Below are 20733 nucleotides of genomic sequence, written 5' to 3'. Positions count from 1 at the left end.
CTAAATAAAGAGTGCTAAAAGAAACACATTTAGCACTCTGATACATTTTTATATATTCCTTTTTGAGTCAATAAAACATAGCCGATATCTTCATAGTACCTTAACATATTGGCAGGAGTTTTTTGACTGTACCAAAAATCTACAATTCTTGCAGGTTCTTCATGTTGCAATAAGTCCTTTAAAACTTCTTTTTCATCTTCCATCTTGCCAACAAATGAATAAGCCGAGAAGACAATATCCTTAATCGTTTTATTTTTTCGCAACATTTCAGAAACTACATACTCATCACCATCATAAAGCGCATGAATAACCGTCACTAACTGATAGGCTTCTTTTAACTCTAAAATCCTATCAACTTCCCAATCAGAAATACCACAAATAAAAAAGGATTCATCCCTGAATCCTCTTTCTGCCATCCGATCTCTTACTTGTTCCTCGGAAAATCGCATTAAATCTAGCTTACATAATTCATAGGATGAACCATTTTCACGAACTCGAATAGTTGCTAGCATAACTCTTACCTCAAAATTCAGAAAAGCGTTCTGCCTAATAATTCTTTTGTCATAAATTTCCTCTAGTAAAATTCATTTAACCAAAGTTTTAAAATCTCATTTTTCTCGAAATCATAGTCAACTTCATTTGTTGTTTTAAGATTGTTGTAGCCATCAAAACGTACATATTCATCATTCCAATTAACATTACCAAAAAATGTTGCCCTGGCACTTTCATATGGATCTGTAAAATTCTGACGGAAGAAATCCTCATTAAACTCCAACCATTCAGAACATTCCAAGTCACCTTTTTCACTTAAAGCATCATAAAGTTGTTTTGCAGTTGAGTATTCAAATAAATCTTGTATAACTTGAACAAAAATTTCAACGTCTTCTGAATGTTTCATTAAACAAGAAACATCAAAAGTGTCACAAAAAGTATCAATAACTACTAAACCATCAACATCCAAGTTATTTTCTTCAACCCAACGTTCAAAAATATGATTAATATCTGGAGTACTCCAAAAATTTTTTGTGATATTTCTCTCTCGACTTAAAACAGTAAATTTTATTTCCATTTTACATAACCTCAATCATTTCTAGACTCTATAATCTTGTTTATAGCTTCCAGCTCATATAAAGTATAGTACCCTGGACCAAATAAGTCAGTCCCCTCTACATCTAAAACATGAACCATTTCGCTATAATCACCACTATGTTCGATTGTGTATAACTGACCAAAAAATAAAGGAAAGCCAAACCATGCTGACCTCCCTTTAGATTCATTTTTTATTTTAGCTAATATCATGATTTAATAAGTGAAGCTAACTCACTAAATGATTCACCAATCCTACCTAGTGCATAGCTTCCTGAATTCATTTTCTTATTCTGATAGTAGTAATTTTTCAGCGTCTTAGTCAACATTTCGGATTGCAATGGTGACAACGATACATCATCATCTTTTTGTAACTTTGATAAAGCTCCTGCTGTTTGCCAAGCTCCTTCATAATCTTTGCTGGATAACTGATCACCCAATGTTCCTACTAATTGTTTTAATTCTTTGTTACGGTTTTCCATGTTTTTTTCCTCTTTACTATCTTTAATCTATCACATTAATTAACCCATCTTAAGGAGGTGCTCTTGTTTCCATCTTATCACCTATTAAACGTTCTAAGATGAGGTAACAATTTATAATATCTAATTAAATTATAAAGACAAGCTACCTTCATCTCATCTGTTTCACCTTTCAAAATGCTCACAAACTCTTCTCTATTCTTTAACGCAGTTAAGTCTAATTCCTCATTATATTGTTTCAGTCGCCGTAAATAATTATTTTTAATATAACCATCTTGACGATAAGCAATAGATTGACTTTTACGTCTCATCTCTTCTAAGTCCTGGCGAAAACTCAAAAAATACTCTTGATTAATATCTGGTTTATAAAAAAAAGACGCAGGAACTAAAAAACAGACTTGATTTACTATCAAGTCTAACTGCTCTATATTTTTGATTAAGTACAATTCAATAGCATCTACTTCTGATATCGCTAAGCCCCCTTTCTCAATTCCTCTTCAATAAATTGAATATCACTAACTGATAGTTGTTTCAAAACGTTTTCTGTTTCTTCTGTCAATTCTCCAGCTTCCATTATCAATCTAAGATAGGTAGTGTTCAATATTCTATCGGCTTCTTCGACAAGTTTTAAAGAATTAGATACCTGATAAACAAGCCACTTAATCGTTCGTTCAATAGAGTATGCCTCTGGTGATGTAGATAATTTTACTTTCATCCCATCACCGAAAAGACGTTGCCATTTACTATCGGGTAAATAAGCTCCCCACTCATTATTGCCATCATAAACTTCTAATTTCTGTCTAATAATGCCTTTCGATAAATCATCAATTGGAACACCTCCAACAAAATCTTCTAACCATTTATGTGCCTTACCTTGACTTAAACGTATTTCATACCGATTCCAAATATCAAAAACCTCTAGCGATTCCGTAACAGTCATTTTCTCTTTCTTGGCTAACTCATATCGCTTCTCATAAAAGTTAAAATACATATCACTTTGCCTACTGCCAAAATAAATTGAAATACCATTACTTTCTCCACTCTCAATATCAAGAGAACCACCACCAATGTAATTCCATTTATCCATCCTATCGTATAGTAATTCGCCTTGATAAACTTTTGTAATCAAATCAGATAATTGAAGTTGCTCCGATTCATTATCATATCCTAAATACATTTCATCAAGTGCGATATCTACACGTGTTGTTTTCATGTCAGTTCGCTCAAAATACATTTTTTGTAACGCTTCTTCCCATGTCAGCCCCTCACGCTCTAATATCAACTCATATTGACGACAACCCGCACCACTAAGTTGCAACGTTATCTGATAGTTACCCGTTTGAGACTTATCTGCATAATCAAATATCCAAATATCACCACGTCGCCACAAGTGCGTATACATCATTAATTTTTTATCTGTACTTACAAACTCTGATAGCGGACAATATAAATACGTTTGACAGAAAAAATCTAAGTCCGTTACATCTTTAAAGGTAATACGTAAATAATCAATCATAACTCTTAAGCTACCACTATCTTCACGATAACCCAAGCAGTCTTTAATTTCACGAAACTTATCTGCAGTCAACAATCGTCGCCCCTGCTCGTAACTCCTCAAAGTATCAACTGGCATACCTACAATCTCTGCAAATGACTTTTGATTGACTCTGATTTTATCTCGTCTCAACGAAAGCAAGTGTTTACGATCAATTATTCTATCTTTACTCATTTTTACCCCCTTTTTAGGCTTTTTGTCGTACGCTTTTTTAGCCAAATTAGTACACTTTTGAAATCGTGAAATCCCTTGTCCCACCTACGATTAGGGGACGTTTCTTCGCTAGTTTTTAGCTTTTCTACCCCCCTATTAGAAATAGGGGGTTTATTGTGTGTTGCGATACTGCGAGAAACACGCGACAAACGCCACAAACGGCACAGCAAAGCTGTGCCTGTGGCTGTCGCTATCTCTGCGTACCGCAACACACAAATTTAAAATAAACCTAATATAATAGGCAAAGACTATACACCCTTTCACAAATGCATAGCCATACTACTATTCCTCAGAAAAGTAGTCTTTCAAAAAAGAATCCCAAGTTTTACCACTATCTTCCTTCTGTTCAAATAACTCTTCTAAAAGCATAACGTCATCTTCAGTCAATTTAAACTTGTTATCCTGTAAAACAAAGGTCTTAAAACCTCCATCTTGAATTTTCTTAAGTAACGTATAAATCTGAGATACAGACTTCCCAATAAGTTCAGTAATATCGGATAAATCATATAATCTCATTTCAGAATCATCTTCTATACCTGGTCCAGATAAATCTTTACTAGGCATTTTTTCATCAGATACTAACTCTTCTTTCAAAAGATGTTTATGCTCTCGACGTTCAATTTTTGTAAATTCATTATAAAATGAGAAACCTTTAGTTAATAATGGAGAATAAAACTCACGTGCAACCTCTCCTTTAACTGCAGCATAACCTCGACCATAGACACGCATACCACCAACATACTTCATAAATTTAAAGTCTTTATTACGATTAGGCTCTTCAAAAGCTAACTCATAGCCCATATCATCCAAACGACCAACCGCAACTCTAAAGTTAATATTAGCCTGTAACTTAGAACCTAAATCTTCACGTGACGGTTTCTGCATAGCCAAAATAACATTAACACCTGCTTGACGACCAAGCAAAACAATTTGACCAAGTGTTTTATTAAATTCTTCCACCTGTTTATACGTAAGCATTGACTTAAAAGCATTCAGTTCATCACACACCCAAAAATATGGCTCTAAACCATATTCATAAAACGATTTTAAATCAGTATGACCTAAACGTTTTTGTTCTGATCTCATATACTCAAAACGCTCTTCCATAACCTTCAAAGCATTTTCACAAGATAATATAATTTCTATAACATCATACGCTATACGACCTTCAAATGCCTTTAAATCAGCCATAGTAACAAAATCTGCTCTTTTAGGATCGCAAATATCAACAACACCAATTTTAGATAAACAAAGAATTAAAAAACGCAAAAGAACTGTTTTACCACCACCAGTACCTCCAACAATAAGCATGTGAGGATCTGACGTAAAATCCCAATAGAAATTTTTCATCAATTCAACGCCTTTTCCTTGAACATACTTCATAGCTCCACCCTTAAGTCTATTCAATAAACTAGAATAAGCTAAACGATAAGTCTTAAAACGTTCATCATCTTCCGTTTCCATAAAATCCATTGCAAAAGTTGTCTCTAAATCGCCACCAATTTTTTTAAACTTCTCTTGGAACTTAGACCCTGCCAGTTCAAAAGCAACCTCTAAATTATATTTCTTTTGTTTCACATAAATTCTAGGAAATTTAATCTTACGACGACCCTGTGTCTGTCCCTTTTTCTCATAAACATAATTATGTTCATATAAAAAGCGAGCAAACCTAACTATCCTATCCCAACTAGCAAAAAGTACAGTACGTTCAAAAAGAAACCCCTGTAAATACCAAGACAATAGTAACGAACTGCTCAACATACCAACCAAAATATAGATAGATTGCCTATCTACGATACGTAACTTATCTTGTATTGTATAAGCATAATATCCAATCGGCAACAAAAACAAAAAAAGGAGAATACAAAAAAGTATCTCCTTTAAAAATCGCATATAAGGACGTATCCTCAATCCTCGATTTTGTGGTAATAACCTAAATCCACTCATAACCTAAACCTTAACCGTTATTGTGTTGATTTGGGTTATCTTTCTTTTGTTCTTGTTTAGGTTGGCTCATTGCTTTTTTACGAATACCAGAGGCAAAAATATTATAGTTATCAACACCATCAATACTTGCAATAGAAACTACTGGGTCAATCAATTCAACTTCTTCACGCCATTTCAAACCAAGCTCTTCAAAAGAAGCCTCACTCATATCCGTCAATAAGATAGTATCCATATCTTCATGATCTTTAAAACGTAATTCAACTAAAATACCTAAAATTTCACCAGTATCAACACCATCTTCAAAACGTGTTTGATGTCCTTCAAATCGACTAAATTGTAATTCACCAATAAATTGATCAACATCAATAACATCATTCAAAATACGATGTTTTTTACCTGCAATTTCCAATTTTTCACCAAGTTTTAGTCCTGCCGCCATACTTATTTACCACCTTTCACTACTTCAAGTTTTTTAGCCAACACATTATTTACACGACTTACATCACGTCCATGTAAAGAACCATCTGGATAAAAAAGTGGTTCAACAATCTTCACTTCAACATCAGGTTCAAAAACAGTTGATGACGCTGGTGTAATAACATGTAATTCACCATGCTTTTCAGTCATCAAAATATGACGTTCATATTTCCCCTGTTTCCCATCTACCTGTCTAGGAGCACGTCCCAAACCTACATAAAAGCAAGTACCAATAACTTCTGGTTTAATAACCAATTTTTCACGTTTCACATTTGTTAAACTCATACTATCTTTCCTTTTCTTTCTAAAAAAAAGAGCCATTTTAAAATATAGCTCTTATCCTTAACATCAATTATTAATCATTTTCCTTTTTACGAATACCCAATACACCAAGCCCAGACATCAATACACCACTTAAAACAGTCATTAAACTGTCCGCTTCACCAGTTGATGGTAATTCATCTTCTTTAGGAATTAAACGTACTTTAACTGGATTTACCGTAGTCGCAACATTAACTTCATGAACTGGAACAACTACTGTAATATCATGTGCAGTTACTTCCACAGTCGCTGGTGTAACAGTAACTTCTGCATTTACTTTATGATAATCTGCAACAACCTGCAAACTCATCATTTCTGCTGTCTTTTCTTTCGGTTTTTCTGGTGTTTCCAATGGTGTTAGCACTGTTGGATCAACCGATTTTGGTGTCACTGGTTCCCAATTTTTAACTGTTGTTTCATCTGGAGCTTTTTCAATACTAATTTCTTTGACAATCACTTTAATTTCTTTTTGAGAAGACTGACCAAACAAACCTCCAACAATGGAAGTTGCATCATTATGTCCTGTTGAGTGTTTGAAACTCAATTTAATCTTAGTTGGTTTATCATACGAAATACCCAAACCGTTAGAATCAAGCACTCCTCTAGAACTTTGAGAAACATCTCCTGCGCCTGCAGAGTAAGAATTCCCTGTACCTGAAATATTCTTACCTTTTGTGACAGTACCACCATTCAAGGTTGTAAAATCAAGTGTTTGTAGGTTATCAATGTCATTAAAGGTTGCTTCATAAAAATCAGATTCAACGGTTTCAATATCAATATCAACTGATTTGATCCAACCAACACGTGCCCCTGCTCCTGCTACATAACCGCCTGCTCCTTCGGCTCCACCTTGTGAATAAGCCCCTGTTCCAGCTCCAGTAAACACGCCATAAGCGATACCACCATCACCACTATCCCAAAGAGCTACAAAGTCAGCCGTATGAGCAGAACCAGGAACAACTTGAATGTTACTAAAGGTCAATAGAACATCTCCATGAGACGTATTAGTCACACGAATTGTCGCCTTACCATTTTCAATTTTAAACACATTGTTAAAATCAGCATCCGTATTCTCAGAACGATAGAGTCCTTGAATAGCGTAAGCAGCCAATGGATGAGTTGCTTTCGTCGCATTAGAAACACCTGTATAACCTGTTGATGGAGTTGCAGTTAAACCAGATTCTGATGAACTAGACACCTTCTCACCTGCATTTTCTTTGTTCCACTGATCTACAGTAGCCTTATCTTTATCATAGTTACCAGTATAAGTTAAACCTTTTTCTGCAAAAATAGCACGATTTTTATCATGAATCGCTTTAATTTGAGCATCTAAATCAGCTTTCTTAGCTAGTGCTTTTTCATACTCAGCTTTACGTCTCGCATTTTCTACTTCCGCATCTTTTTTATTCGCTTCCGTACGTTCTTTAGCGTCTGTAGCACTTACAGAATTAAACGTTTTAATAAATGATTCATACGCTGTTAAAGCTTTATCAGCTTGTTTAGAATCACCTTTTAAGGATTCCATCAATTGGCTTTCTTTAGCTTTTACATCTGCATTCCCACTAACCGTTGATGGAACTTTAGCCAGAGCATCTTTTACTTGCTTAGTAATATCTGATACCCATGATTGATAATCATTTTCATACTCAGCACGTAGTTTCAAAACTTCAGCAACGACTTGCTTAATTGCTTCTGACTGTTTGTTAGCTTCAGCAATGGCTTGACCTGCATTAACTTCTTTAATCCCTTTATGAATAACGTTAACCTTATTATCCGTCGCATATTTCTTAGCTTCAGATAAGATGTTATCAACGTTATGTTGAGTATCAGTTGCTTCAACCAATAGTTTTAGCTGAGTAGCCACATCTGCTTCAATTTCTTTTAAGCTACTTGAAATCTGTTCTGGTGATTCAACCACCTTAACACCTGCTTTTTGTGCTTCTTCTACTGCTTTAGCAAGAGCTTTATTACTGTTAGCTTTGACTTCTTCAGCTTTTGCCAATGATTCAATTTGGTATGCCATCGCATTAAACGCTTCTTGCAAATCTTTATACGTCACTTTTTTATCAGCATAAGTCACTTTGATACCAGCTTTATCAGCTTTATCAACGGCAAGAACCAATGCACTGTCAAGCTCTTGTTGTTTTTGACCTGCTTCATCCAACAGTTTAACCTGTTGTGCTAAGTCGTCAAGTGCCATTTTAAGGTCTTCATACTTCTTACCTTCTTCAACAACAACTTTAACACCTGTCTTAGACGCAATTTCAATGGCTTTTGGCAAAGTCTCATTGATTTCCTCTTGAACCTTACGACCTTCTTCCAACGCTTTTACTTGCGCTTCAGCATCCTTCAGAGCGCCTTCGTTATCATCTTTGTAGGTTTTAGCTTCTTCTTCCTTGAGCTCAACACCTGCTTCTGTAGCCAATTTCTGAGATTCTTCAAGCATCTGATCAATTTCTTTTTTCGTCTCAGTTGCTTCTTTTACACGTTTTTCTTGTCCTTCAAAGTTAGCAGTTGCTTCTGCTTCACTATCAACTAAAACTTCCTCAGTTTTCGTCACCTCAACACCAGCAGCAATAGCTTCCTCAACTGCTTTATCCACTTTAGGATTATCAACCGTAACAACTGGTAACTCTTCTTTAACAATTACCTCAGTCGTACTTTCTGATGCCTTGTTAGCAGTACCAGTTACAGTTTGTTCTGCAGGTGCTTGAGCAACTGTTGTTACCTCTGCCGGTGCAGAAGTTGTTTCGTCTGCAAAAACACTATTTCCTGATGCCATAGCAACAGTCAAAGCAGATAACAACACGACTTTACCAATCATTGCCGAATGAGTTCCTGTTTTGAACTTACGAATTGAAAATTTTTCCTTTTGATTTGAGATCATTTTGATACCTCACCTTTCTTTTTCTAGTTTAACGACATCTCGGTCATAAAACATCAAAATAAAAAAGACTAATTAAGTCTTAAAAAACCTTTTTACTCATAAATCTAACTAACCTTAAAAATCAATTTCCTCCTCTTCTCTAGACATCTTACTTGAAATCTTTAAAACACTACAAATAAAAGATAATAAGATGATTGAAAATAAAATTAAAACACTCTTTAACATATCGTCACACCTCTCTCATGCCAATAATTTTTAAAATACCGCTTCTTTTCTGTCGCAAATCCAAATACATGATGACAAAAATTTATCTCGTTACCAGTCTTATAAAACGATATTAAATCTTCAAAGTTCTCTTCAATAAACTCTTCTAAATGACACTTATCATTCTCGCTTAATGCATAAGGATAAATTGGATGAAACGTCCCATTATTATTTGTAACTTTTATTCCATAGAAATCACCTTCAACTACTACATCACCAAACGACGTTAACCGACGTTTTTTTATAATCTCTATTTTTGACACATATTATTCCCTCGTTCTAAATATATTTGAGTTATCAACTCTAATAAGTCCATTTTTTACACATAAAATAGACTAATTAGAATAGATAATATCTATTCTTCTAAACTAATTCTGTCAATAGCTCACTTAAAAGTTCCTTAACGTCTTCTTTATAAACAAACTTAATTTTCTTATCATGACTAACTACTGGTACATTTTCATAAGTACTACGTGATAATACTTCTTTAATTAAACCATGAGCTAAAGAGCCATTGTAGCCTTTATCCGCAAGATCACGATAAGACAAAACTAAATCACGACTAACTAAATTATCATCCGAGTGATCTAATACTAGATCTTCCAATGTACAACCAAAATACTCAGATAATCTCACTAAATTAAATAAGTCAGGAACACGTGTCCCATTTTCCCAGCGACTGTAAGTTCCTTCCGTTATATTAAAAAAAGTGGCTAACTGTTTCTTTTCAGTACCACTATCAATTCTCATACGTTTTAAATTTTCTGCTACATTCAACATAACACTATTCCTCCTCATTGAAGAATTTAATTCTCCACCAATTAACCAAAAAATATATCCCAAAAATTGATAACATAAAAAAATAAGACGCTATCAAACAGACAAAAAAGAAAACAATACACATTATAATCACAAGAATTTTATCCATATAACTAACCTCCTATCTCTTATGATTTTTTTAGTTTAAAGATAGCTACAACTATCCTGTAAATTAATTATAGCCATCTCTAAACTAGCAATGATTAAACAAGGACGAAACCTCTTTCGTTAACCTATTGCTAATTCAATTTTTACAAAATAAAAAAGTCGTCTCATAGAAACGACTTAAAAGAATACATAACATTTTCTTGTGCTTTTAGACGCACTAAAAACACCTATATTTTGCGTGCTCATATCATCGCACACTAACCCTTTATATCATCACGACATTAAAGGTTTCCCTTTCAGTACACTTGTACCTAGCGCCAACTCTCACGAGCTCCGAGCCACCAGCCCAGCGCTTTTCCTTTTTTCGCTCTACACAGGCAAAAGGATATTTTCCCAAACCCTAGCTTGTTATTAAAAACTCTACTTGATTTGTTTTTCAAAGATTATTTTGATACAATCAAATGGATAACTTTATATCGCAACCCCTTAAAGACATATATTTGATTTTTCAAATTAATGCTTATAGCATGAAATTTGACCAACTTTTTATTTAATTTCAAATATATATTAAAAGGAGGTCCTTCTATGCTTTATGAAGCTATTGGTTGGATTCTTTACAGAAGTTTCCAGTTGATGTTCACTATCATTGACATCTACTTGAACCTTTTAAACAAGTATCCAGTCGCTAAAATCATTATTACTGTAACTATTTACAAAAAATGGTTTTAGCAACTAGGCTACTTTGAGTAAACACGGTTTCGTCCGTACTCAAAGTGGCTTTTTCTTGTTTCGAAAAACAAACCAAATGGAGTTTTTAACAACTTATCTCTAAGAAACTTTAATCTACCTATCCCAGATGACGTTGAGGTATCAGCTTAATGCTAATATTCTACTCTTTAGGTGGATAGGCACGTTGAAGTTCCTTAAAGACACAAACTTACTTGCTTTTTCAATCAAAATAACTTACAATAAAATTACCACATTTTATTGGCTGTGTTAAATGGATTGCTTCTGGCATGAAGTTTGACCAGCTTTTTATTTAATTATCAATGTTCACTTAAAACTAATAAACACTATCCGTAAAACTTTGTCCTTTTTCATTATCATTCAATGATCTTTTAACAAAGTATTACTTAATAATATTGGTTTAATAGTTAAAGTCGTAAAGCTAACTGTTACCATCAGCTTTACCAATTTAACCATTAATTTTAGGAGATTTTTATGAATGAATTACAATTTGAAGAAACCATTCTTAAATTAAACGAAGTGGTTTATCAATTAGAACAACACTACAAACGCAAACAAAGTGGTGTTGATGACTTAATCACAGATTTCTACAACCAAGTCAATCCATTTCTAAATAACTTTAATCACCTAGAAATCGTTAAAGAATATACTACTTTTCAAAACAAATCTGTTGAGCAAATCACCGAAGCTATTGAACTCTCAGATTATGAATTTTTCTCATATATCATTAAAAAGATGGTTGGATTGACTCATGAGGTTTTAGAACTGGTCACTAATTAGTCACAATCATAAATAATTTTATGACATAATGATTCAATCTTCTTATTGTAATCACGATAGATTTCTGTTAATTCTTCGTGATACTCTCTAGGAACAACAAAATCAAAATTGACATCCTGTGTATGCTCATTTAAAACAACTAGCCCTGTCAGTTTATCAAACTGACTATATTTAGGTGTCATTTTCTTGATTACAGTAATAAGTTCTGTGGCATCTAACCTTGTTAATTTCTTATTTTCTTCCGTCATCTGTTACCTCTCTTTTTGTTGTAGCAATCGAATGATTGCTTATGTATATAATTATAGCAGTCAATTGATTGCCTGTCAACACTTTTTACAAAAAATAATTAGAAAGTTTTTACAATGTTTACACAACGTCTAAAAGACCTACGAAAACAAGCTGGTTTAACACAACAAGAAATAGCACAAAGCCTCCAAACTAGCAGACAAAACTATGCGCAGTGGGAAAATGGCAAACGAAAACCTAGTCAAGAAACACTTGAAAAATTCGCAAACTATTATAATGTTTCCATTGACTACTTAACAGGTAAAAGCGATATTAAAGACGCTACTGCTATTGACGAGGACAAGTTAGACCAAGCTATTGAGAAATCACTGGGATTTAATGGTAAGCCTGCTACTGAAGCCGAGAAAGCTAGCATGAAGGAAGCCCTCATGATTTACTTAGAAAGCCTCAAAAATAGTGATTGACCTCAATAAGCTCATTAAGGAAACTGAAAAGCTAGGTGTCGTTGTGCTTTGGGCTGATCTACCAGAAAGCAAAGGCAGGCATCTTATTCAAGGGAATGGGAATCACAAGATTATCTTTCTTGATAAGCAACTAGATGACATCGAAGCCTATAACGTCCTTCTACATGAGCGCAGCCACTTTATTAACAATGACTATGACAACGTACTATCTAGTATAGAAACATATCAGCATAGAATCGAGACAGTAGCTGAAAAAGATCGCATTGTAGATTTCTTAAACCTCATCAATAACGAATTTCCTATAGATGAAGAGTTCAATTATCTCAAATATATGGAACTATCTAGTATTGACCCAAAATATGAAAGCTTTGTCATTAAGACAGCTAAATCTTTATTTTTAGAAAACAAGGAGAACTTTTATGATTAACGATATTTTGTCAAAATTCGTACAAACCAATGACAACAAACTTAAAACTGATGACCTTACGATTGACGGTCATGCTATCATTACCCAGAATCATTCTATCCAAATCAAGAACATCTCAATGATTGAAAGAAATGAATTCAAGTCTCCAGTCACTCTACTAGATATTATTGTTTTAATAATCCTATTTAGCTTGATTTTTATATTCCCGCCAATTGGATTTATCGGAACTCCTCTTTATGGTCTCTATGTTTTCGGAAAATACCAGGAACACCTCAAAACAAAATTCTTTATTGTATTCAACCTTGGTTCTAGTAAAAATTACTATATTGCCTTTGATAAAGCAGAATTCAGAGATAAGGTATTTAACATTATCACCAAATCTTATAACCAAAACGCCCTGCCAGTTTATATTGACATTAAAAATCAGACAATTACTAACCAACATAACTATGAAAAAGAAGTTACTCAGCACAATATTGACAAACAGACTAACATTGCTGGTAATGATAATATTATTGCTGGTAACTTTGGTAATAACGCCATTGTTGGTGGAAAAAACGTTGCAACAGGTAATTCTATTCTTGTTCAAGATTCTAGTCTTGATAACTCTAATATTAACACTTCCGCAACCTCAGACGATATTAATTGGGCAGAGATCGTCAAAGAATTAGAAAACTATATTTCAAGCAATCAATTAGTTCTAAACGAGACTACTATCAGTGTATTAAAAGATCTTCTTGAACATGCGAAGGCAGAAAATACCCAAAGCTTTAACAACACTGTTACAAACAACTCAGCTATTCTGGAGATGATTCAAGGTACAATCACCGGTACACTTGCAGGTGTTATTTCTGGATTACTAATCAAATAAAAAATAAGGACTAGATTTCACTCTAGCCCTTTTATTTATTCTCACGTTTCACTCTAATACTTTAGCTTCTTTCAACAATTCCTTATATTTTGGAGAGTCCTTCTTAACAAAAGTCATATCTTCCGCATTACCAAAGTAAATAGAACCTGTTCCTTTTATTGTTAATACGCCATCCTCATATGAGTAGGGTACTTCAAAACGACCTGAATCAATCATTTCCTTCTCAGTATCAATCTTGTAACTTTCATCATCAACAGAAATATCTTTCCCTTGAATAACAATTTTTTCTTCTTTATCTAAATATAACTCACCAGTATTACTGAATTTCCCAAATTCGTAATACGTTCCATCTAAACTTTCAGATGAGCAACCAATCAGCAAGAATAAACTTGCTACTAATGTTAAAATTCCTAAAATTTTCTTTTTCATTTATATTCCCTTCTTGCATAATCAATTTTTGTTAACCATAAGATACCATCTACTCTTAAGACCTCTAATCAGGAACCGTATAATAAAAAATACTATACCTAAACAGAATCCCATAATCAAGCAAATAATAAATAACATCAACTTTAAAATTAGTCTAGAAATATCAAAAATAACTTCCATAATAAATTTTTTCCTAAAAATCAATATTAGATAAAAACTCTCTTAGTCTTTCCGCATCCCTGGCTGTCAAGCTACCAATTAGCTTTATTTTAGCCATGTTTTCTGAAATATCATAATAACTGATAGTATCTATCCATGACTGCTTTTTTAAGCCTGATTGATACCAATCAATAATCTCAAAATACCTAGCCTTAATCTCATCTGATTTATTCTCGTATTTTGAGGTAATTCTAAAAGTTCTAATCGTTTCTCCATCTAGCTTAACAATAACTACTGGTCTAACCTTAGAACCTGCTCCATCTGAATAGACCACTTTAGTGATTAAGATATCATGCTCTTCATACTTAGTCATTAAACATGTCCTCGTACTCTGAAAAATCTTCATCTTCAAAAAATTGTTTCACACTTTCAGGATTCTTTGGATCAACTGTAACAGTTGGGATAATTCCTTTATCCGCAAAGTCAGAAATCCATTTCTTCGTGTCTAACTGTCTTTCTCTAGTAATCAGTACCCCGTTTTCGTCAAACATGGTTTCATCCACCTCTGGAACTTTAATCTCAAAAGGGATACGACGCAAATTAACCGATTGAGTCATAAAAAGGCGTAACGCACTTGACATATCAAGCCCCATACGACTATATAATTCAGATGCTTCTTGTTTTAACTTTTCATCTACATTAAATGTAATTGTAGCCATAATATATCCTCATTTCATTTTAGATACTAATATTATAACATTATATTAGTATCTAGTCAAAAATATACATGATAAAAACCATCTATATTGATAACCTTTATTCTATATATTTTTCTCTAATTGTTCTAAATTTGTTCTTGAAATAAAAATTAATAAAATTATTGTTAAAAACAAAAAAATGATAAACCCTTGTTGTAGTAAAGTTTTTAACGTTTAATAATTTTCTTTGAACCCCTCAAAAAGGTTGTAGGGGGTAGATAAAACGAAAAAGCTTACTATCTTGTAAGGCTTTTTTCGTATTATGAGGGAAATATTAGCATGAAAATCATTGAATACCAAGAATCTTATCGAGACGACCTTATCTTTATGATATTAGAAGCTAAAGATGCTTTAGATAGAATTCCAAGTATCAACCCTGATTTGCTAACGATTCAAAGCTATTATTTAGATAAGGGAGATAACTTTTGGTTGGGGATTGACGCACAAAACAGGGTCATCGGATCCATAGCCTATTCATCTGTTTCGAATTCTTCAGAAGTTTTTCTGCACCGTCTTTTTGTTAAACCTCGTTTGAAAAATCAAGGCTTAGGGAGTCAATTACTTTGCTTCGCAGAAAAATACTTAATTGCAAAAGGTAAAACAGCTATTCATGTCCACCTTGGTCAACCTAAAGAAGACTGGATAGCCTCTTATTCCTTTTACCCCAAGCATGGCTATATCTTTTACGATGATACTCATCTGATTAAAATTCTGTAAATAGAAACTCCTAGAATCTTGTTCATTAAAACGAGTAATCTAGGAGTTTTTATATTAAAACAGCAAGTTTTACACCCTTTAGTCCAAATGTAATTTTGGTTTCAGATATTGTCCTGTATAGCTTTCACGGACTTGTGCAACTTCTTCTGGTGTTCCAGTTGCAACAATTGTTCCGCCACCGATACCCCCCTCTGGACCAAGGTCAATGATATGATCTGCCGTCTTAATCACATCAAGGTTATGTTCAATGACAAGAACGGTATTTCCCTCATCAACAAAACGTTCTAACACTTTAATTAGACGGGCAATGTCATCCGTATGAAGTCCTGTCGTTGGCTCATCCAAAATATAGAAGGATTTCCCTGTTGAGCGCTTGTGAAGCTCACTAGCCAATTTCATGCGCTGTGCTTCTCCCCCTGAAAGAGTGGTAGCTGGTTGTCCCAAAGTAACATACCCCAGTCCGACATCCTTAATGGTTTGGACCTTACGAGCAATTTTAGGAATAGCCGCAAAGAATTCCACCGCATCATCAACAGTCATATCAAGAATTTCCGCAATATTTTTATCCTTGTAACGTACTTCTAAAGTTTCTGAATTATAACGTGTGCCATGGCAAACCTCACAAGGGACGTAAACATCTGGAAGAAAGTGCATTTCTATCTTGATAATCCCGTCACCTGAACAAGCTTCACAGCGTCCACCTTTGACATTGAAAGAAAAACGTCCTTTTTTATAACCACGAATTTTGGCTTCATTAGTTTGAGCAAAAAGGTCACGAATATCATCAAAGACACCTGTATAAGTCGCAGGGTTTGAACGTGGTGTCCGTCCAATTGGGCTTTGGTCAATATCAATCAAGCGCTCAATATGCTCAATTCCTTCAACAGACTTATATTTACCTGGTTTTTCAGAATTACGATTGATTTTCTGAGCAATCACCTTTTTCAAAATACCATTGACTAGTGTTGATTTTCCTGAACCAGAAACACCTGTAACAGCAACGAATTTCCCAAGTGGAAACTTGACATCAACATTTTTTAAGTTGTTCTCAGAAGCACCTTTGAGCTGAATAAATCGTCCATTCCCAGCACGGCGTTCTAACGGTACTGGAATTTCTTTAGCTCCAGATAGGTACTGACCTGTGATGGATTTTTTATTTTTAGCCACTTGTTCTGGCGTACCAGAAGCAATGACCTCACCTCCAAATTGTCCTGCTCCTGGCCCAATATCAATCAACCAGTCAGCCTGCATCATAGTATCTTCGTCATGCTCAACGACAATCAAGGTATTACCTAAATCACGCATTTTTTTGAGGCTTGAAATGAGACGGTCATTGTCTCTTTGATGAAGTCCGATAGATGGCTCATCTAAGACATAAAGAACTCCACTAAGATTTGACCCAATCTGCGTTGCCAAGCGAATCCGTTGACTTTCGCCACCAGATAAGGTTCCAGCAGTTCGTGATAGGGTCAAATAGTTCAAACCGACATTATTAAGGAAAGTTAATCGATCAGTCACTTCTTTTAAAATAGGCGCTGCGATTTGCTTGTCGTTACCCGTTAATTCTAATTTTCTAACCAAGGCCAAATGATCCTCAATAGATAAATCTGAAATTTCAGAGATATTTAATCCAGCTTCACCCCCAACACGGACTGAGAGCGCCGCTTCGTTGAGGCGATAACCGTTGCAAGTCTGACACTTGAGCTCATTCATGTAGGCGCGCATGACATTACGCGTATAATCACTATTGGTCTCGTGGTAACGACGGTTGATATTTGGGACAACCCCCTCAAAAACAAGATCAATATCTCTGACACCACCAAAATCATTTTCATAATGGAAATGAAACTCACGCTCACCTGAACCGTAAAGGACAAGATTCTTATCATCCTCTGATAAACTTTCCCATGGTACATCCATATCCACACCAAATTGAGTCATAGCCTGCTCTAACATTGCTGGGTAGTAATTTGAGGAAATAGGATTCCAGGGCTCAATAACACCTTCGCGAAGCGTTTTTTCAGGATAAGGTATCACCAAATCAAGGTCAACTTCTAGCTTCATCCCAAGACCATCACAGGTAGGACAAGAACCAAAAGGCGCATTGAACGAAAAGAGACGAGGCTCTAGTTCTGGTACAGTAAAACCACAGACTGGGCAAGAATAGTGCTCTGAGTAGAGAAGTTCATTGCCATCCATCGTGTCAATAATCAGATAGCCGTCTGCGAGACGAAGTGCTGCCTCCACAGAATCAAAGAGACGTGAGCGAATGCCATCCTTATTGACCAAGCGGTCCACCACAACCTCGATATTATGCATCTGACTCTTAGACAGTTCGGGCACTTCTGTCACATCGTAAATCTCACCATCAACACGGACACGGACATAGCCATCCTTTTGAACTTTTTCAAAAATGGTCTTATGTTGCCCTTTTTTACGTCTTACAATCGGAGCTAAAATTTGCATACGCGTACGCTCTGGCAACCCCAACACTTCATCAACAATTTGCTCCACAGAAGATGCTGCAATTGCCCCGTGGCCGTTAACACAGTACGGTACACCTACACGCGCATAAAGCAAGCGAAGATAGTCATTAATTTCTGTTGCCGTTCCTACCGTCGAACGGGGATTTTTACTGGTTGTTTTTTGATCAATAGAAATGGCAGGGCTGAGACCATCAATTGAATCCACATCTGGTTTTTCCATATTTCCCAAAAACTGACGAGCATAAGCTGACAAGCTCTCAACATAACGACGTTGTCCCTCAGCGTATATCGTATCAAAAGCCAGTGACGATTTCCCAGAACCTGACAAACCAGTCACCACAACCAATTTATCACGCGGAATCTCAACATCAATGTTTTTCAAATTATGGGCTCTAGCCCCATGAATTACTAATTTCTCTTGCATTCTAAAACCTAAAAAGAGATAACCAATAACGATTTTTTCATCATCTTAAACTAGCTAATAAGTATTTCAGTTAATTGTTGCCCTAAAAAAGCATCCGTCTCCTACAAATTCTGCTGACTTTAAAACCAATGCTAATGCGACCGTATTTTGTTTCTCTTATTTGATTCCTTTCCTTTATTGAGTTTGTCACTCAACTTTATACCCTTCATTATAACAAAAATTTCCAAAAGACTTCCCACAAAAGATTCATTTTATAGTATAATAGACTGTATGCCTATAAGGCAAATTCAATCTGAGGGAGGGCTTGATGAAACAAATATTTTTATCAACTGCTAAAGAATTCAAAGAAATTGACACATTCGAGCCAGGGGCTTGGATCAATTTGGTAAACCCTTCCCAGGAAGATTCCGTTCGAATTGCTGAGCAATTTAATATTGATATTACCGATTTACGGGCACCGCTTGATGCGGAAGAAAGTTCACGTATTTCCGTCGAAGAAGAATACACTCTCATTATCGTAGACGTTCCCATGCAAGAGGAGCGTAATAACAAGAGCTATTATGTGACAATTCCCTTAGGTATTATTGTTGCACCAAACACTGTTATTACCACTTGCTTGGAAGAAGTTCCACTTTTTGATTATTTTAAAAATGGCAGAGTCAGAAACTTCTATACTTTTATGAAAACTCGTTTTGTCTTTCAGCTTCTCTATCGAAATGCTGAGCTTTTCCTAACAGCCCTTCGTTCCATCGACAGACAGTCTGATAAAATCGAAGCAGAACTTGAAAAAGCCACTAAAAACGAAGAACTTATCGATATGATGGAATTGGAGAAGTCCATCATTTACTTGAAAGCTTCTCTTAAAATCAATGAACGTATCGTTAAAAAATTAACAGGAAATGCGTCCAGCTTGAAAAAATACGCTGAAGATGAAGATTTGCTTGAAGACACCTTGATTGAAACCCAACAGGCGATTGAGATGGCAAGCATTTATGAAAATGTCTTAAATGTCATGACAGAAACCTCTGCTTCTATCATCAATAATAATCAGAATACTATTATGAAAACCTTAGCTCTTATGACTATGGCTCTGGATATCCCAACCGTTATCTTCTCAGCTTACGGGATGAACTTTCAAGATAACTGGTTACCCCTAAACGATATCCCAGGAGGTTTTTGGATTATTACCCTAATGGCAGCTTTAGGCTCACTCAGTGTGGTTATCTATTTCTTCACGAAGAAATGGTTTTAATAACCCAATCGTCAGTTTGGTCATTGCTCTTGACATCATCCATTATAGCTGCAGGAATAACCGACTTATATTAAAGAATTATGCATTATATTAGAAAGACGTTATTATGAAATTGGAAAATTTGACTAAAAAAAATCAAGAATTTATTAAAATCGCAACTCATCAACTGATTCAAGATGGAAAATCTGATGCAGAGATAAAAACTATCTTAGAAGATGTGTTACCCCAAATTGAAGAAAATCAAAAAAAAGGGATCCCTGCACGTACCTTCTTAGGAGCTCCAACTGTTTGGGCGGGTTCATTCACCCCAAAAGCAGGCTCAAGCTCTGCTGTAAAAGTTGAAAAAAATACCAATCCTTGGCTCATGTGGTTAGACACAACTCTTCTTTTCCTTGGTGCTTTCTCGCTCCTTAATGCAGTTCTACAATCGTTCAATAAAGAAGCAACTAGTTATGGTATTTTAACTCTCCTTATTTTGACAATGACTGGTGGTGCTGCTATGTATGCTATTTACTACTTTGTTTATCGTCATATTAATAGTGGCAATCGCCCCCACTGGGCAAAAAGCACGGGGATCCTCTTTGCTGTCACATCACTATGGTTAATCATTTTTACCCTTGCAAGTGTCTTTATCCCAGCAAGTATCAATCCCATCTTGCCACCACTTGCACTCGCTATCATCGGAACCCTTGCCTTCGGTGCCCGTTATTTCCTCCAAAAGAAATACAATGTTGCTAACGCCCTTAGCGTTGAAAGATAAGCATTGTAACATAAACAAAAATCCTCTGAAAATCATTTCAAAGGATTTTTAATATTC

Annotated in this window: 24 protein-coding genes; 8 read left to right on the top strand and 16 right to left on the bottom strand. The window is 35.1% G+C overall.

The genetic code is table 11. From position 1 onward, the window contains the following. Positions 1-29: 29 nt before the first annotated feature. The 11 genes from ACFPQ3_RS10915 to ACFPQ3_RS10865 all read right to left on the bottom strand — a co-directional run bounded on the left by ACFPQ3_RS10915 (position 30) and on the right by ACFPQ3_RS10865 (position 10009). A complete protein-coding gene (locus ACFPQ3_RS10915; protein ID WP_156806324.1) occupies positions 30-512 on the bottom strand; it encodes a hypothetical protein in 483 nt (160 codons plus the stop codon). A gap of 62 nt (positions 513-574) precedes the next feature. After that, positions 575-1069, bottom strand: coding sequence for a hypothetical protein (locus ACFPQ3_RS10910; RefSeq protein ID WP_156806325.1), 495 nt, complete (start codon positions 1067-1069; stop codon positions 575-577). A gap of 226 nt (positions 1070-1295) precedes the next feature. Then, complete coding sequence (locus ACFPQ3_RS10905; RefSeq protein ID WP_156806326.1) at positions 1296-1568, bottom strand: hypothetical protein; 273 nt, start codon at positions 1566-1568, stop codon at positions 1296-1298. A gap of 77 nt (positions 1569-1645) precedes the next feature. Then, positions 1646-1978: a hypothetical protein gene (locus ACFPQ3_RS10900; RefSeq protein ID WP_156806327.1), complete on the bottom strand. Its 333-nt coding sequence runs from the start codon at positions 1976-1978 to the stop codon at positions 1646-1648. A gap of 59 nt (positions 1979-2037) precedes the next feature. Further along, positions 2038-3294 (bottom strand): replication initiation factor domain-containing protein, encoded by a 1257-nt coding sequence (locus ACFPQ3_RS10895; RefSeq protein WP_156806328.1) that lies wholly within the window; start codon positions 3292-3294, stop codon positions 2038-2040. 321 nt (positions 3295-3615) lie between these two features. After that, positions 3616-5226 (bottom strand): FtsK/SpoIIIE domain-containing protein, encoded by a 1611-nt coding sequence (locus ACFPQ3_RS10890; RefSeq protein ID WP_380434496.1) that lies wholly within the window; start codon positions 5224-5226, stop codon positions 3616-3618. A gap of 64 nt (positions 5227-5290) precedes the next feature. Then, entirely contained in the window at positions 5291-5719 is a 429-nt protein-coding gene (locus ACFPQ3_RS10885; RefSeq protein ID WP_156806330.1) for a conjugal transfer protein, read from the bottom strand. A gap of 2 nt (positions 5720-5721) precedes the next feature. Continuing rightward, a complete protein-coding gene (locus ACFPQ3_RS10880) occupies positions 5722-6042 on the bottom strand; it encodes a cytoplasmic protein (RefSeq protein WP_380434494.1) in 321 nt (106 codons plus the stop codon). Between the two features lie 70 nt (positions 6043-6112). Then, positions 6113-8965, bottom strand: a complete 2853-nt coding sequence (locus ACFPQ3_RS10875) for a YSIRK-type signal peptide-containing protein (RefSeq protein WP_156806349.1) — start codon at positions 8963-8965, stop codon at positions 6113-6115. A 218-nt stretch (positions 8966-9183) separates the two neighbouring features. Next, the gene (locus ACFPQ3_RS10870) at positions 9184-9492 is read right to left on the bottom strand and encodes a hypothetical protein (RefSeq protein WP_156806331.1); all 309 of its coding nucleotides are present in this window, start codon (positions 9490-9492) and stop codon (positions 9184-9186) included. 100 nt (positions 9493-9592) lie between these two features. Then, positions 9593-10009 carry a helix-turn-helix domain-containing protein gene (locus ACFPQ3_RS10865; RefSeq protein ID WP_198039907.1) on the bottom strand — a complete coding sequence of 139 codons (417 nt, stop codon included), beginning with the start codon at positions 10007-10009 and terminating at the stop codon, positions 9593-9595. 732 nt (positions 10010-10741) lie between these two features. Here ACFPQ3_RS10865 and ACFPQ3_RS10860 point away from each other — a divergent pair. Next, positions 10742-10885 carry a hypothetical protein gene (locus ACFPQ3_RS10860; protein WP_156806333.1) on the top strand — a complete coding sequence of 48 codons (144 nt, stop codon included), beginning with the start codon at positions 10742-10744 and terminating at the stop codon, positions 10883-10885. A gap of 492 nt (positions 10886-11377) precedes the next feature. Further along, the gene (locus ACFPQ3_RS10855) at positions 11378-11683 is read left to right on the top strand and encodes a hypothetical protein (protein WP_156806334.1); all 306 of its coding nucleotides are present in this window, start codon (positions 11378-11380) and stop codon (positions 11681-11683) included. Here ACFPQ3_RS10855 and ACFPQ3_RS10850 read toward each other — a convergent pair. Then, positions 11680-11931 (bottom strand): hypothetical protein, encoded by a 252-nt coding sequence (locus ACFPQ3_RS10850; RefSeq protein WP_156806335.1) that lies wholly within the window; start codon positions 11929-11931, stop codon positions 11680-11682. The two genes, ACFPQ3_RS10855 and ACFPQ3_RS10850, sit on opposite strands and share 4 nt — an antisense overlap. Positions 11932-12045: 114 nt before the next feature. On the opposite strand from ACFPQ3_RS10850, the gene ACFPQ3_RS10845 reads away from it, so the two are divergent. Genes ACFPQ3_RS10845 through ACFPQ3_RS10835 form a run of 3 tightly spaced genes read left to right on the top strand, consistent with a single transcriptional unit; the run spans position 12046 to position 13691 of the window. Then, the gene (locus ACFPQ3_RS10845) at positions 12046-12393 is read left to right on the top strand and encodes a helix-turn-helix domain-containing protein (protein WP_156806336.1); all 348 of its coding nucleotides are present in this window, start codon (positions 12046-12048) and stop codon (positions 12391-12393) included. Beyond that, positions 12386-12820 carry an ImmA/IrrE family metallo-endopeptidase gene (locus ACFPQ3_RS10840; protein WP_232323225.1) on the top strand — a complete coding sequence of 145 codons (435 nt, stop codon included), beginning with the start codon at positions 12386-12388 and terminating at the stop codon, positions 12818-12820. Before ACFPQ3_RS10845 ends, ACFPQ3_RS10840 begins: the two co-directional genes overlap by 8 nt. After that, positions 12813-13691 (top strand): hypothetical protein, encoded by an 879-nt coding sequence (locus ACFPQ3_RS10835; RefSeq protein WP_156806337.1) that lies wholly within the window; start codon positions 12813-12815, stop codon positions 13689-13691. The genes ACFPQ3_RS10840 and ACFPQ3_RS10835 overlap by 8 nt, the downstream gene beginning before the upstream one ends. A gap of 48 nt (positions 13692-13739) precedes the next feature. Here the strand turns inward: ACFPQ3_RS10835 and ACFPQ3_RS10830 are convergent, their stop codons facing one another. From ACFPQ3_RS10830 to ACFPQ3_RS10820, 3 genes are all read right to left on the bottom strand, one after another. Further along, entirely contained in the window at positions 13740-14120 is a 381-nt protein-coding gene (locus ACFPQ3_RS10830; RefSeq protein ID WP_156806338.1) for a hypothetical protein, read from the bottom strand. A gap of 193 nt (positions 14121-14313) precedes the next feature. Next, positions 14314-14652, bottom strand: coding sequence for a hypothetical protein (locus ACFPQ3_RS10825; RefSeq protein WP_156806339.1), 339 nt, complete (start codon positions 14650-14652; stop codon positions 14314-14316). Beyond that, the gene (locus ACFPQ3_RS10820; RefSeq protein WP_156806340.1) at positions 14645-14998 is read right to left on the bottom strand and encodes a type II toxin-antitoxin system RelB/DinJ family antitoxin; all 354 of its coding nucleotides are present in this window, start codon (positions 14996-14998) and stop codon (positions 14645-14647) included. The genes ACFPQ3_RS10825 and ACFPQ3_RS10820 overlap by 8 nt, the downstream gene beginning before the upstream one ends. Before the next feature lie 318 nt (positions 14999-15316). On the opposite strand from ACFPQ3_RS10820, the gene ACFPQ3_RS10815 reads away from it, so the two are divergent. Further along, positions 15317-15754 carry a GNAT family N-acetyltransferase gene (locus ACFPQ3_RS10815; protein ID WP_156806341.1) on the top strand — a complete coding sequence of 146 codons (438 nt, stop codon included), beginning with the start codon at positions 15317-15319 and terminating at the stop codon, positions 15752-15754. Between the two features lie 78 nt (positions 15755-15832). Here ACFPQ3_RS10815 and uvrA read toward each other — a convergent pair whose 3' ends face one another. After that, positions 15833-18664: an excinuclease ABC subunit UvrA gene (gene uvrA / locus ACFPQ3_RS10810; RefSeq protein WP_156806342.1), complete on the bottom strand. Its 2832-nt coding sequence runs from the start codon at positions 18662-18664 to the stop codon at positions 15833-15835. Positions 18665-18971: 307 nt separating this feature from the next. On the opposite strand from uvrA, the gene ACFPQ3_RS10805 reads away from it, so the two are divergent. Then, positions 18972-19916 carry a magnesium transporter CorA family protein gene (locus tag ACFPQ3_RS10805; protein ID WP_156806343.1) on the top strand — a complete coding sequence of 315 codons (945 nt, stop codon included), beginning with the start codon at positions 18972-18974 and terminating at the stop codon, positions 19914-19916. Between the two features lie 106 nt (positions 19917-20022). Then, positions 20023-20676, top strand: a complete 654-nt coding sequence (locus tag ACFPQ3_RS10800; RefSeq protein ID WP_156806344.1) for a DUF1129 domain-containing protein — start codon at positions 20023-20025, stop codon at positions 20674-20676. Positions 20677-20733 lie beyond the last annotated feature (57 nt).

The sequence above is a fragment of the Streptococcus caledonicus genome, assembly GCF_042656225.1.
Lineage (GTDB): Bacteria > Bacillota > Bacilli > Lactobacillales > Streptococcaceae > Streptococcus > Streptococcus caledonicus.
Note: the sequence above shows the minus strand (reverse complement) of the source record. Positions and strands in the feature narration are given on the sequence as shown.